Source organism: Actinobacillus equuli, assembly GCF_900636745.1.
Taxonomy (GTDB): domain Bacteria; phylum Pseudomonadota; class Gammaproteobacteria; order Enterobacterales; family Pasteurellaceae; genus Actinobacillus; species Actinobacillus equuli.
Window position 1 is genome coordinate 684,516 of the sequence record NZ_LR134310.1, and the last position, 13,818, is coordinate 698,333.

Consider the following 13,818-nt stretch of genomic DNA (forward strand, 5'->3'; position numbering starts at 1 on the left):
AAATCGCAAAATTTTAGCGAAATTTGACCGCTTGTTATAAAAGGAAAGCCCTAACCATAGGTTAGGGCTTGTTGATATATTGCAGTAGAACTAGCTAGCGATAGTGAGCTGCCCTGCATATAGAATGAAGTAACGCAAGCAAAGTACGCCAATTAAATCCAGTATAGAGATTAAGACGATAAACTTCACGTTATGTTTTAATTTATGACTCCCGAAGATATTTGCTACTAACGGAATCAAAATACCGATAAACAGTACGCCAATCCAGAAAATTGCGCCCCAGAAGCCGGATAAAGCATTATGTAATGCTAATTGTTTATCTGCACCACCGAAGTGTAAACCGACAAAGAACGCCACTAATAAACCTAATTCGGTAACCATAATCGGTACTTCGAATTTATGGATAAAGTGTACTTCTTTGCTTTCGCCGGATAATTTACCTGCAAGTAAAATGACGAGGAACGTCGCCGCAATACCGGAAGATGTACCTGATGCTAAAAATAACGCCGGTAATACTGGGTTATTCAGCATTGGATAACTGATTAAGGCTGAAAGTAAGAAGCCGGTATAAGCACCTAGCACGGCAGCAAAGACAAAGAGGATAAACTCAACCGCTTTTAAACCTTTACTTTCAACAACATCAATCCAATTTAAAATAAATTTAAATGCCGGTAAGTAACGGTTTACTAACACTGCCACCCAATCTTTGAACATAATGGCGATCCAAACAACCAATACGGCCATATAAAGTTGGAACAACATTACACCCATCGACATTACAGAGGTGAAGTTATAGTTAAACATTAACTTCCAGAATGTCCATGGTTTCGTTAGGTGAAAAATAAGTAAAGTTAAACCGATTAGAGTTGGAACCGTCCCTAAAATAGCGGCACTGCGGATTACCCAGTTTTCGCTATTTTTTTCGATTTTATTACCGCTATTACGGTAAGCGATCGCTAACTGCACCGCACCTGATGAAATACCTAATAAAAAGAGGTAAATCGCAATGGTGCTGTCCCACACTAAATTCGGGGTTTGGAATGGAATATAGTCGTTCATTATCTATGTTCCCCCTTGCCAAATGGAATGTGGTATAAGTTCGGCTCTGTACCTAAAGCTACTTTGGTACGATACACAGGGTTCTCATGTACTTTTTTGTACACTTCGCTGTTGCGATCGTTCATATCACCGAAAGTTAATGCTTTAGTCGGACAAGCTTCTACACAAGCAGGTTGTTTGCCTTCCGCAAGATTGGTATCACGACAGAAGTTACATTTATCTGCTGATTTTTTCTCCGGATGAATAAAACGTACACGGTATGGACAAACTGCAATACAGTATTGGCAACCGACACATAAGTCTGAATGTACGTCAACAATGCCGGTTTCCGGATCAACGAATGATGCGCCGGTTGGACAAACCGCAACACAAGGTGCGTTTGTACAATGTTGGCAAGATTGACGGAAAAATTCATACTCTACGTTAGGGAATTCACCATACGGCTCGCTACGGATAATTTCTAAACGAGAAACACCTTCCGGCACTTTATTCGTTGTACGGCACGCGTCCATACAAGCGGTACAACCGATACAAGAGGTTTCATCGTGCACCATCGCATAGCGAATTTTTTTCTCTTCTTTCTCAGTAGCAAGAGTTACTGAGGTAGCAAGCCCGGTGCTTGCTACGACAGCGATAGCACCTGCCCCTGAGACGAAGTCTCTACGGGTGCAAGTCATTATTTATTTTCCTTTGCTTTGAGTGAGTCCATTTCAGGGGTTTTAAATTCGCCTGAGTGGATTTTTGTATGACAATCCGTACAAAGTTTAATACGTTGTTTTTCAGGAATGTCTTTCATCGGTTCTTTTTCCGGGTGAAGTTCATGACAGTTAGTACATGAGATTTTCGTTGCATGAGTATCATGCGCCCAGAATTTTTCACGTAATTTATCCGCCGTATGACAAGCTACGCACACTTGGTTTTGTTCATTCACCGAACGTTCAAGTGAAGGATTGCTTGCTTTACCGTGCGGATTAAAACGCATTACGTCTTTTACACCTTTACGGTGGTTTTCAGAAATATTACCGTGGCAGCTTACGCAAGTGATTGGCTCGCCGTTATTCGGACTTTTCACATCTTTTTGGAAGTGTTTACCCGCATGGTGGAACGGTTTGCCGGTTGCATTTGCCGATTCATGACATTGCACACAATATTTGTTCGGGTCACGACGTGCATCTTCCGCAATTTGAGCATCACTTGCTTGCTCAGTCCAAAGTGGTTTCGGCTGTTGCGGCATTTCCGCTTGGGAAGCGGTTGAAATTGCAAAAAAACTTGCAAATACGACCGCTTGGAGGGCGATTGCTCGCCCTGCTTTTGAGATAATGTTTTTCATAATTTCACCTCAAGCTTCTATTATTTCGCTTCTGCTTTTGGTGCTACAACCGCTTTTGGTTCTTCTACTGCCGGTAATAAGCCTTTTTTACGAGCTTCCGCATCCCATTGTGGAACCACTGTACGTAAGAATTCATCTTTTGCTGCTTGGTCTTTAGGAATATCTAAGCCAATCGCTTTTTGCGCTTTCTCTTTAGTAGAGATGTCCGGAATTGCTACTGGAGTAGTTACGCCGTGTTTCGCTAATACCACACCTAATTTCGCACGCGCATCCGCTGCACGGTCGATACCGGTTGCAATTACGTGTAACATTACGTCAGGTGCGTGCATATGGCTACCATGACCAGCTGCAGAGTAATCCCAACGCCATTGAGCGTGACGAATTGCAGTTAAGATATCTTTCATCTCTTCTTGAGTTGCACCTGCTTCCCAAGCTGCTTTCGCTTCAAAGTGCGCTTTCACTAATTGATCTTCTAAACGAATCATTGCTTCTTTCACTTGGTGTTTATGTTCTTTCACACGTTTCTCAAGTGTTTCTTTGCTTTGTTCGTGACAAGTTTTACACGTTGCGTCAAATTGATCGAACGGGTTACCGATTTTGTGATCCGTATAAACTTTACCGTCTTTATCTTTCACTTTCGGCATATGGCAGTCAATACAAGTTACGCCGTTTTTACCATGAACACCTTGCGACCAGATTTCAAAATCCGGGTGCTGAGTTTTTAACATTGGTGCTTTAGATAATGCGTGAGTCCAGTCAGCAAATTGAATTTCATCGTAGTATTTCTCAATGCTATCTACATCTACACCTTTATCCCATGGGAAAGTTACGTCTGTTTTGCCTTTGAAGTAGTACTCTACGTGACAGTTTGCACATACTGCTGTACGTTTGCCATGTTTATCTAAGTCTTCAAATTTCCAACCTACAGTTTCTAACGCACGTAATACATGTGGACGAGCAACACGTAATGCAGGTTTGCCTTCTTCAAACTCTTTCGATGTTGTGTCATGACAGTCTGCACAACCGATTGAGTTTACGATTTCAGCACCGTATTTCGCCCATTTAGGATCAAAATAACCACGTTCACCTTTTTCTTCGATTAAACGTGCAACATCAGGACCTTTACATGTCCAACAAGCCATTGGCTGTGGACCGTCATTCTCATCTTTCGGCGCACCAGTACGTAAAATTTCACGTACATCTGTTACAGCATAATAGTGGCCACGAGGTTTGTTATAGTCTTTTGCAAATGCATAACCCGCCCATAACACAACGTAGCGAGGATCCGCCGCTAAAGCACTACCACGGTCGGTTGATTCTGAAGTTGCTTTCCATGAGTTATATTGAAGCGGATATTTTTCAGCAAATTTATGGTTTGCTGATTCTACTACCACTCCTAGTTTTTCATGTTTTAAAGCTTTATCGGTTAAAGACGGCGATTTTGCTTCCTCCGCCCATGCTGACGATGATAAACATCCCAACATTGCAATGGTTGCCATTGCTAATTTTTTAGTTAAACGTTTCACGTTGTGTCCCCCACAAAATGCTGATAGAAATGAGAATTTTTCTTATTAAAAACAATAAGATAAACATTGCGTTTCACGCGTGAGCATAGAATAAAATAGATAATATTTACTAGGTGAATCTTAACTTTTATTGAAATAAATCAACAAAAAAATCACAAATACTCCTTAAGAGGTATGTGTTTTTCGCTTACCTAACCATCCCTTTTTATGATTTGATGTAATAAAAGAAATATAAACCAGACTGGGGTTAAATTGACTTTTTTAGAATTGTTCTTAAAATAAACAATAACCAACTAAAAAAGTAGGATTTATTTATCTTGCAGGAGTAATCATGAAAATCGCCGTTTACAGCACTAAAAATTACGATCGTAAATATCTCGAATTAGCCAATCAACAATATGGTTTTCAGCTTGAATTCTTTGACTTTATGTTAAGTGAACGCACCGCCAAAATGGCTGAAGGTTGCCAAGCGGTATGTATTTTCGTAAATGATGATGCAAGCGCTGATGTCTTGGAATCACTCGCTAAAGTCGGTGTAAAAATTGTGGCGCTACGCTGTGCTGGTTTTAACAACGTTGATTTAAAAGCAGCCCAAAAACTCGGCTTACAAGTCGTGCGAGTGCCGGCTTATTCGCCGGAAGCGGTTGCCGAGCACGCAGTTGCATTAATGCTAAGTTTAAATCGCCGTATCCACCGTGCTTATCAACGCACACGAGATGCGAATTTCTCTTTAGAGGGCTTAATTGGCTTTAATATGCATGGTAAGACAGTCGGCATTATTGGTACCGGCAAAATTGGGTTGGCAACAATGCGGATCCTCAAAGGCTTCGGTATGGAGATCTTAGCATTCGATCCGTTTAAAAATCCTGCTGCCGAAGCGATCGGCGCCAAATATGTTGAACTTGATGAGCTATATGCGAAATCTCACATTATCAGTTTGCACTGCCCGGCGACACCGGAAAATTATCATTTATTAAATAAGCAGGCTTTTGACAAAATGCGAGACGGTGTGATGATTATTAATACCAGCCGTGGCGGGTTAATTGATTCTTCAGCGGCAATTGAAGCTTTAAAACAACAACGCATCGGTGCATTAGGGATGGATGTCTACGAAAATGAACGTGATTTATTCTTCGAAGATAAATCGAACGATGTCATTTTAGATGATGTTTTCCGCCGTTTATCTTCTTGCCATAACGTATTGTTTACCGGACACCAAGCATTTTTGACGGCTGAAGCGTTAACCAATATTTCAGAAGTCACGCTCAGTAATATTCAACATATTCATAATAATGAAGAGTGTCCAAATCTAGTGTTAGCATCTTAACCGCTAACAAGCGGTCAACTTTGCGTATTTTTTTGCAAATTTTACGCCAAAATTGACCGTTTTCTTTCCATATCCGCTTTCTCTTGTTGAATTTCCCACAATTTTGCTGATTACGGGTTTAAAAATCCTTAAATCTATGTTATCAATAACGCCTTTAATTTTATAAATTTAATTAAATAATTATAACTAGGACACAACAAAAATGAACGGTGCAAATTTAGTCATTGAAAGTCTAAAAGCACAGGGTGTGACCACACTATTCGGTTATCCGGGCGGTGCGATTATGCCTACTTATGATGCGCTTTACGACTCAGGTTTAGATCATTTATTAGTTCGCAATGAACAGGGTGCGGCAATGGCTGCAATTGGATATGCGCGTGCAACGGGTAAAGTGGGTGTTTGTATCGCGACATCCGGTCCCGGTGCAACCAACCTAATTACCGGCTTGGGTGATGCAGCATTAGATTCGATTCCGGTGGTAGCGATTACCGGTCAAGTTGCTTCACATTTAATCGGTACGGACGCTTTCCAAGAAGCGGATGTATTAGGTCTTTCACTTGCGTGTACCAAACATAGTTTCATCGTTCAAAATGTAGAAGAATTACCTGAAATTATCGCACGTGCATTCCAAATCGCACAAAGCGGTCGCCCGGGCCCCGTGTTAGTCGATATTCCTCGTGACGTGCAATTAGCACCGACTTCAGCGAAGCCTATCGTATATACCAAACAAGCGCCTAGCGCACAGAATGCCGAAAACCTTGCGCAAGCTAAAGCTCTTATCGCTCAAGCTAAACGCCCGGTATTATATGTCGGCGGTGGTGTCGGTATGGCTGGTGGTGTACAAGCGGTCAGAAATTTCTTAAAAATTACCAATATGCCGTCTGTTTCCACCTTAAAAGGTTTAGGCACCATCGAAGCGGATGCGCCGCTTTATATGGGGATGATTGGTATGCACGGCACCAAAGCAGCAAACTATGCGGTACAAGAATGCGATCTGCTGATTGCTTGCGGCGCACGTTTTGATGACCGAGTAACCGGTAAACTTGATACCTTCGCGCCACACGCCAAAGTAATTCATATCGATATTGATAGCGCTGAAATTAACAAATTACGCAAAGTACAGGTTGCATTACAAGGCGATTTGATTGAAGCGGTAAATGCTTTAGCGCAACCGCTAGATATCGATCCTTGGCGTGAAGATGTTAAACGCTTAAAAGCCGACTTAGATTTCCAATATGTCGATAATGCAGGTGAAGGCGATATTGATGCTAAGGCATTATTAAACACTCTTTCACAACGTAAACCGAAAAATGCGATTATCACCACGGATGTAGGTCAACACCAAATGTGGTCTGCGCAACATTTACAGCACTTTGCGCCGGAAAACTTCATTACCTCAGCAGGCTTTGGTACGATGGGCTTCGGCTTACCGGCGGCAGTCGGTGCGGTAAAAGCTCGTCCGAATGATCCAGTGATTTTAGTTACTGGTGACGGCTCGATTATGATGAATATTCAGGAATTCGGTTCTATCAAACGTGGTAATTTACCGGTCAAAATCTTATTACTGGATAACCAACGTTTAGGTATGGTGCGCCAATGGCAATCGCTTTTCTTCCACGGTCGCCACAGTAACACGATTTTAGATGACAACCCTGATTTCGTAGTGCTTGCTTCAGCATTCGGCATTAAAGGCGAACGTATTGAGAAAGCTAGTGAAGTCTCTGATGCGTTAGACCGCTTACTAAATGCGGAAAGTGCTTACTTATTACACGTTTGTATTCCGGAAGAAGATAACGTATGGCCGCTTGTGCCGCCGGGCGCTTGTAACGCAGATATGCTGGACGATGAAGTTTAGGTGTTGAGGAGAATAATAATGCAACGTTACGATTTAACTATTAAAGCTAATACACGTCCCGAAACACTTGAACGTATTTTACGAGTGATTCGCCACCGAGGTTTTGAAGTTCTGAATCTACAAGCGGTTAATTCCGGCGAAGAAATTGCAATTCAGCTCATTCTACAGAGCCAACGTGATATTTCGTTACTTACCGCACAACTTGAAAAATTATTTGATGTCTTAGCGGTGAGCTAACTAATCAGAGATAGCGTCAAAGCGAAATACTGTATAAAATAAAAGACTGTTTGGCGAAGCAATACTGTTTCGCCCATTTAACCAACCATTTATTGAGCAATAAGGAAATAAAATGGCAGATTTTAACCAAATCTTAACTCCGGGTGATGTTGATGCAGGTATCATCAACGTTGTAAACGAAATTCCAGAAGGCAGCTGCCACAAAATTGAATGGAACCGTAAATTAGGTGCATTCCAATTAGACCGTGTTGAACCGGCTATCTTCGCAAAACCGACTAACTACGGTTTCATTCCACAAACATTAGATGAAGACGGCGATGAATTAGATGTGTTATTAATTACGCGTCAACCGTTAGCGACCGGTGTATTCCTTGAAGCGAAAGTTATCGGTGTAATGAAATTCGTTGATGACGGCGAAGTAGATGACAAAATTGTGTGTGTACCGGCAGACGACCGTGACTCAGGTAATGCATATAACTCATTAGCAGATTTACCGGCACAATTAATCAAACAAATCGAATTCCACTTCAATAACTACAAAGCACTGAAAAAACCAGGTTCAACTGTTGTTCAACACTGGGGTGATGTAGAAGAAGCGAAAGAAGTAATTCGTGAATCAATCAAACGTTGGGACGAGCAAAAATAATCTTCCCGCGTAACAATAAAGGCAATTCACTTCGAATTGCCTTTATTTTTAATAATATGCAAAAATAACCAAAAAATTGACCGCTTGTTTTAGGATTTTAAGCGGTGTGCTAATATATTAGCGTCTATTTATCCATTACAAACACAACTGAAATAACATTGGAGAGATTATGCCTATTTTACGTTCTGCAACCTCAACGCAAGGTCGCAATATGGCAGGCGCACGTGCATTATGGCGTGCAACAGGAATGAAAGAAAACGACTTCGGCAAACCGATTATTGCCGTGGTAAACTCCTTTACTCAATTTGTACCGGGTCACGTCCACTTACGTGATATGGGTAAACTGGTTGCAGAACAAATCGAAGCAGCCGGCGGTGTCGCAAAAGAATTTAATACCATTGCGGTGGATGACGGTATCGCAATGGGTCACGGCGGTATGCTTTACTCATTGCCAAGCCGTGATTTAATCGCTGATTCGGTGGAATATATGGTCAATGCGCACTGTGCCGATGCGATGGTGTGTATTTCAAACTGTGACAAAATCACCCCGGGAATGTTAATGGCAGCAATGCGCTTAAATATTCCGGCGGTATTTGTGTCAGGCGGCCCGATGGAAGCGGGTAAAACCAAATTATCCGATCAACTAATCAAATTAGACTTAGTTGATGCCATGATGAAAAGTGCCGACAAAACCGTGTGTGACGATGACGTAGATGCGATTGAAAAATCCGCTTGCCCGACTTGCGGTTCATGCTCAGGTATGTTTACCGCCAACTCAATGAACTGCTTAACCGAAGCATTAGGTTTATCTTTACCGGGTAACGGTTCAATGTTAGCCACCCACGCCGACCGTAAAGAATTATTCTTAACTGCCGGTCGCCAAATCGTTGAGCTTTGCAAACGTTATTACGAGCAAGACGATGCGAGCGTATTACCACGTTCAATCGCTACCAAAGCGGCATTTGAAAATGCAATGAGCTTAGATATCGCAATGGGCGGTTCAACCAATACGGTTTTACACTTATTAGCCGCAGCACAAGAAGCGGAAGTGGATTTCACCATGGCGGATATCGACCGCTTATCACGTAAAGTGCCGTGCTTATCGAAAGTTGCCCCAAATACTAATAAATACCATATGGAAGACGTACACCGTGCCGGCGGTATTATGGCAATTTTAGGCGAACTTGAGCGTGCTGACTTATTACATTCTGATACTCGTACTGTATTAGGTATGACAATCGGTGAACAGATTGCGAAATACGACATTACCCTCACAAAAGACGAAGCAGTGCATAAATTCTTCCGTGCCGGTCCGGCGGGGATTCGTACCACTAAAGCATTCTCACAAGATTGCCGTTGGGATACGGTAGATGACGACCGTCAAAACGGTTGTATCCGTTCAAAAGAATTTGCCTATAGCCAAGACGGCGGTTTAGCAATGCTGACCGGTAATATCGCACTAGACGGCTGTATCGTAAAAACCGCCGGTGTAGATGAATCCATCTTAAAATTTACTGGTGATGCGATTGTGTTTGAAAGCCAAGAAGAAGCGGTGGAAGGCATTTTAGGCGGTAAAGTACGTGCCGGTCATGTGGTGATCATCCGTTACGAAGGCCCGAAAGGCGGCCCGGGTATGCAAGAAATGTTGTATCCGACCACTTACTTAAAATCTATCGGTTTAGGCAAAGAATGTGCGTTATTAACTGACGGTCGTTTCTCCGGGGGGACATCAGGTTTATCTATCGGTCACTGCTCACCGGAAGCCGCTTCCGGCGGTACAATCGGTTTAGTACGTGACGGCGATAAAATTGCGATCGATATTCCAAACCGTTCAATCCAACTTTTAGTTTCGGATGAAGAATTAGCGGTACGCCGTGCGGAACAAGATGCGAAAGGCTGGAAACCGGCAAATCGCCAACGTGAAGTTTCGATGGCGTTAAAAATGTTCGGTCACTTCGCAACCTCTGCCGACAAAGGTGCGGTGCGTGATAAAACCAAACTATAAAATCTATTAATTAAAACTTATAAAAGCGGTCAAATTTCGCTAGAAAATTGCAAAATAATTTGCAAAAATTCGCGCAAATTTGACCGCTTTTTGATCTCCATTTGAGATCTATTTATTAGGAATGTAAATGTTTGATTTGTTTTTATCGCTAAACCCGATTTTACAAGCGTTTATCGCCGGTTTATTTACTTGGGGATGTACTGTTTTTGGCGCGGCTTTTGTCTATTTCTTTAAAACGGTAAACCGCAAATTACTGGATGTGATGATGGGCTTTGCCGCCGGAGTGATGATTGCCGCTTCTTTCTGGTCGCTCCTCGCCCCTGCGCTTGAATATGCCGAGCCGAGCTACGGTTCGCTAGCATGGCTACCGGCTGCGGTCGGCTTTCTTGCTGGCGGCTTCTTTCTCCGAGTAATCGATCATATCGTTCCGCACTTACATCTAAGTAAACCGCTTACCGATGCGGAAGGAATGCCGAAGTTCAAAAAGCATCTATCTAAAAGTATGCTATTGTTTTTAGCCATCACTATTCACAATATTCCGGAAGGACTTGCCCTCGGAGTAACATTTGGCGCTTTAGCATCCGATGTTGCCGATCACCAAGCCATGCTCACCGCTGCGCTTGGCTTAGCAATCGGGATTGGCTTACAAAACATTCCGGAAGGTTCGTCCCTTTCTCTACCGCTAAGAGGCGAAGGACAAAGCCGTAAAAAAGCTTTCTTGTGGGGAGCGATGTCTGCAGTGGTTGAGCCGATTGCTGCGGTCATCGGCGCCGCATTTGTGCTTTCCATGACAGCAATTCTGCCTTATGCGCTTGCATTCGCTGCCGGTGCAATGATCTTCGTAGTGGTGGAAGAGTTGATTCCCGAATCACAAAGCGGCGGTAACACCGATATTGCCACCTTAGGTCTAATGGCGGGATTTGTAATTATGATGGTATTAGATGTCGCTTTAGGCTAAGCTACGCTTTTATTTTGATCGTTACCCAAAGGAATTTGTATGATTTGGTACAAAGCACTGTTTTCACTTCAAGGAAGACTCAATCGTCAGGGCTTTTGGATTGGCTTTGCGATTAACTTTATTTTCTTATTTATTGTTGCAAATTTTTGGTTAAATTCGACCGCTTTCAGTGTGATTAATTTAATTCCGCTCGTACTCGCCGTATATAGTTTATCTGCGGTGATTATAAAGCGCCTACACGATCGTAACCGTTCCGGTAAAGCGGTTATCATGGCATTTGTGCCGGTTGTGTGCTATGGTGTATCCCTTTCAGCCCAAGGCACAATGCAATGGCTACTCGGGATGATGATGCCGATGTTTATCGGTACGATGTTGTTGCTGGAATGGGGTGTATTTAAAGGTAATCCGCAAGCGAACCAGTATGGGGAAAAGGGCTTAAGTGTAAAATTCCTAGCACGATAGATCAATGTTACTTTTCTTTGCGTTGCCAAAGAAAAGTAACCAAAAGAAAGTCAACCCTACTTCACCGCTTATCTTCGCTTAGTTGAAATTTGCTTAACGGAACATTTTAGATTCGCTTCGCTCAAGAAAAATGTTCCTACAAATTGCAACACGCTCAGGCGGTTCAGAAGGGAACCCAGCCCAGACTGCCTAATATATACTTTCTTTGGCAACGCAAAGAAAGTAGGAAAAAAATCTATTTTTAATTTAAAAAGAAATACTAATAATGCTCAAACTAAACTATCACAAAACTCATTTTTTAACTTCTGCACCGGATATCCGTCATTTACCGGAAGACAATGGTGTGGAAATTGCCTTTGCCGGTCGTTCAAACGCCGGTAAATCTACTGCTCTCAATGCATTAACCAACCAAAAAAACTTAGCAAGAACCTCAAAAACACCGGGACGCACCCAGTTAATTAACTTATTTGAAGTCGAGCCGAATTGTAAACTCGTCGATTTACCGGGATATGGTTATGCGGCGGTGCCCGAGCAAATGAAGCTCCAATGGCAAAAAGCGTTAGGCGAATACTTACAAAAACGTGAATGCTTACGCGGTGTGGTGATTTTGATGGATATTCGCCACCCGTTAAAAGATCTCGACCAACAGATGATCGAATGGGCAGTGTCTGCACAATTACCGGTGTTATTGCTATTAACTAAAGCGGATAAACTCAGCCAAAGCGCAAGAAGTAAAACGGTAAAAATGGTACGAGAAGCGATTTTACCGTTCCAAGGCGATATTCAAGTTGAAGCTTACTCTGCTCTAAATAAAATCGGTATTGATAAACTAGCGGCTAAATTAGACGGCTGGTTTAGCGAAGTTTTTGTAGAACAGCAATCATAAAAATTTAAAGCTTATCTTCGGATAAGCTTTCTTTTTACAAAGGATAATTATGTTTTACGGCTATGTGATCAATCTTAATCGACATCCTCAACGCCTCCAGCGTTTTCTAGCCCATCCTGATGCCAAATATTTTGAACGAATACCAGCGATCGATAAAAAAGTATTAGATCTACTAGATGCGCCGGAATTGTTATTTAATATCGAAAAAATTAAATCCATCATTGGCAGAGAGATTACCTTAGGTGAAATCGCTTGTACCCTCTCGCATATTAGCTGCTGGCAGAAAATTGCAGAGAATCAGCAACTTGAATTAACCGATTTTGCCGTGATTGCTGAAGACGATATTCAACTGGTAGATAATTTTCATTATTTCCTAAGCAATATCTTACAAGAACTAAAAAATCGTCCGAAAATCGAAATTGCATTGCTACATAAATTATCACTATTTCATGAAGGTTTTTATACGGCAAGTGCGGAGCAACGTGATTTCCACTTTTTAACCGATAATCACCCTTCTCTATTTGATAACGATGGCTCGGCGCTTTATGTAATACGTAAAGATCGTGCGATTCAGTTGGTAGAACAATTGAAAACTAGCAAACCTTATTGGTTAGCCGATCACTTTACTCATATCTGCCCAAGTCAGAATATGTTGGTACTGAATCCATTACTCGGAAAAATTGCAAATCCGAATGATTCCGACCTTGAAGCCGATCGAGAAATTGCCAGAGCGAATAAGTCGGTATAGAATGCCAAACAATTTACATTAATAAGGAAAAAACAATGTACGATTTTAATGAATTACGCCAAGAAACGGATGAGATCATCGAAAACCTATTAAAAGACGGTTCGGATCCTGACGCGCTTTATATTATTGAACACCACGTGGCACACCGTGATTTTGATAAACTGGAAAAATTAGTGGTTGATGCTTATAAACTCGGCTATGAAATTTCAGAAGCGGAAGAAGTTGAAGAAGAAAATGGCAAAGTGATCTTCGTGTGCGATATCGTGAGCGAAGTCAACTTAAATGCCGACATCATTACCGCCCAACAAAAAGAATTACTGCCGCTGATTGAAAAAGTGGGTGCGGAATATGAAGGCTGGGGCACTTATTTTGAAGATCCGAATGCGGAAGATGATGAATACGGTGAAGACGGCGAATTCTTCGATGACCAAGACGAAGATTTTGAGTTTGACGAAGAAGAAATTACACGTCACTAATAGTTAAAAAATCCCCCATACGTTTGTGTGGGGGATTATTTTATCGTGCTTAAAGCCCTTTTTTGACCCAGTAACGATATGGGGTATTTTCCGTTTCGCTATTTAGCAATTGGTGATCCATAAATTCACAGAAACTTGGAATATCTCGCGTGGTAGCCGGATCATCCGCCACAATTAATAAAACCTCGCCTTCTGCCATATTTCGAATGGTTTTGCGAGTGAGCATTACAGGCTCCGGGCAACGTAACCCAAGCGTATCTAATGTTTGGTCAATTTTTATATCCGTCATATTTTTCTCTTATT

15 protein-coding genes are annotated in these 13,818 nt (G+C 42.0%); 10 read left to right on the plus strand and 5 right to left on the minus strand.

Translation table 11 applies throughout. From position 1 onward, the window contains the following. Positions 1 to 90 precede the first annotated feature (90 nt). From nrfD to nrfA, 4 genes are read right to left on the minus strand one after another with little or no spacing between them, the layout of a single operon-like run. Positions 91 to 1,059, minus strand: coding sequence for a cytochrome c nitrite reductase subunit NrfD (nrfD, locus tag EL121_RS03085; RefSeq protein WP_014992035.1), 969 nt, complete (start codon positions 1,057 to 1,059; stop codon positions 91 to 93). Then, complete coding sequence (gene nrfC, locus EL121_RS03090; protein ID WP_014992036.1) at positions 1,059 to 1,736, minus strand: cytochrome c nitrite reductase Fe-S protein; 678 nt, start codon at positions 1,734 to 1,736, stop codon at positions 1,059 to 1,061. The genes nrfD and nrfC overlap by 1 nt, the downstream gene beginning before the upstream one ends. Further along, positions 1,736 to 2,389 carry a cytochrome c nitrite reductase pentaheme subunit gene (gene nrfB, locus EL121_RS03095; protein ID WP_039197628.1) on the minus strand — a complete coding sequence of 218 codons (654 nt, stop codon included), beginning with the start codon at positions 2,387 to 2,389 and terminating at the stop codon, positions 1,736 to 1,738. The genes nrfC and nrfB overlap by 1 nt, the downstream gene beginning before the upstream one ends. 20 nt (positions 2,390 to 2,409) lie before the next feature. Then, positions 2,410 to 3,915, minus strand: coding sequence for an ammonia-forming nitrite reductase cytochrome c552 subunit (nrfA, locus tag EL121_RS03100; RefSeq protein ID WP_039197630.1), 1,506 nt, complete (start codon positions 3,913 to 3,915; stop codon positions 2,410 to 2,412). A gap of 331 nt (positions 3,916 to 4,246) precedes the next feature. Here nrfA and EL121_RS03105 point away from each other — a divergent pair, with 331 nt between their 5' ends. The 10 genes from EL121_RS03105 (at position 4,247) to rraB (ending at position 13,515) form a co-directional block, all read left to right on the plus strand. Next, the gene (locus EL121_RS03105; protein WP_039197632.1) at positions 4,247 to 5,242 is read left to right on the plus strand and encodes a 2-hydroxyacid dehydrogenase; all 996 of its coding nucleotides are present in this window, start codon (positions 4,247 to 4,249) and stop codon (positions 5,240 to 5,242) included. Positions 5,243 to 5,444: 202 nt separating this feature from the next. Continuing rightward, positions 5,445 to 7,097, plus strand: a complete 1,653-nt coding sequence (gene ilvG / locus EL121_RS03110) for an acetolactate synthase 2 catalytic subunit (protein ID WP_039197635.1) — start codon at positions 5,445 to 5,447, stop codon at positions 7,095 to 7,097. Between the two features lie 18 nt (positions 7,098 to 7,115). After that, a complete protein-coding gene (gene ilvM / locus EL121_RS03115) occupies positions 7,116 to 7,334 on the plus strand; it encodes an acetolactate synthase 2 small subunit (protein WP_039197637.1) in 219 nt (72 codons plus the stop codon). A 112-nt stretch (positions 7,335 to 7,446) separates the two neighbouring features. Continuing rightward, complete coding sequence (locus tag EL121_RS03120; protein ID WP_005624233.1) at positions 7,447 to 7,980, plus strand: inorganic diphosphatase; 534 nt, start codon at positions 7,447 to 7,449, stop codon at positions 7,978 to 7,980. 169 nt (positions 7,981 to 8,149) lie between these two features. Continuing rightward, complete coding sequence (gene ilvD / locus EL121_RS03125) at positions 8,150 to 9,985, plus strand: dihydroxy-acid dehydratase (RefSeq protein WP_039197639.1); 1,836 nt, start codon at positions 8,150 to 8,152, stop codon at positions 9,983 to 9,985. 127 nt (positions 9,986 to 10,112) lie between these two features. Further along, a complete protein-coding gene (locus EL121_RS03130; RefSeq protein ID WP_039197640.1) occupies positions 10,113 to 10,943 on the plus strand; it encodes a ZIP family metal transporter in 831 nt (276 codons plus the stop codon). A gap of 39 nt (positions 10,944 to 10,982) precedes the next feature. Continuing rightward, positions 10,983 to 11,405, plus strand: a complete 423-nt coding sequence (locus EL121_RS03135; protein ID WP_014992044.1) for a DUF805 domain-containing protein — start codon at positions 10,983 to 10,985, stop codon at positions 11,403 to 11,405. 265 nt (positions 11,406 to 11,670) lie between these two features. Then, complete coding sequence (gene yihA, locus EL121_RS03140; RefSeq protein ID WP_014992045.1) at positions 11,671 to 12,291, plus strand: ribosome biogenesis GTP-binding protein YihA/YsxC; 621 nt, start codon at positions 11,671 to 11,673, stop codon at positions 12,289 to 12,291. A 49-nt stretch (positions 12,292 to 12,340) separates the two neighbouring features. Further along, the gene (locus EL121_RS03145) at positions 12,341 to 13,039 is read left to right on the plus strand and encodes a glycosyltransferase family 25 protein (RefSeq protein WP_039197642.1); all 699 of its coding nucleotides are present in this window, start codon (positions 12,341 to 12,343) and stop codon (positions 13,037 to 13,039) included. A gap of 35 nt (positions 13,040 to 13,074) precedes the next feature. After that, the gene (gene rraB / locus EL121_RS03150; RefSeq protein WP_039197645.1) at positions 13,075 to 13,515 is read left to right on the plus strand and encodes a ribonuclease E inhibitor RraB; all 441 of its coding nucleotides are present in this window, start codon (positions 13,075 to 13,077) and stop codon (positions 13,513 to 13,515) included. 49 nt (positions 13,516 to 13,564) lie between these two features. On the opposite strand, the gene tusA is transcribed toward rraB, so the two are convergent. After that, positions 13,565 to 13,804, minus strand: a complete 240-nt coding sequence (gene tusA, locus EL121_RS03155; RefSeq protein WP_005603270.1) for a sulfurtransferase TusA — start codon at positions 13,802 to 13,804, stop codon at positions 13,565 to 13,567. Positions 13,805 to 13,818 lie beyond the last annotated feature (14 nt).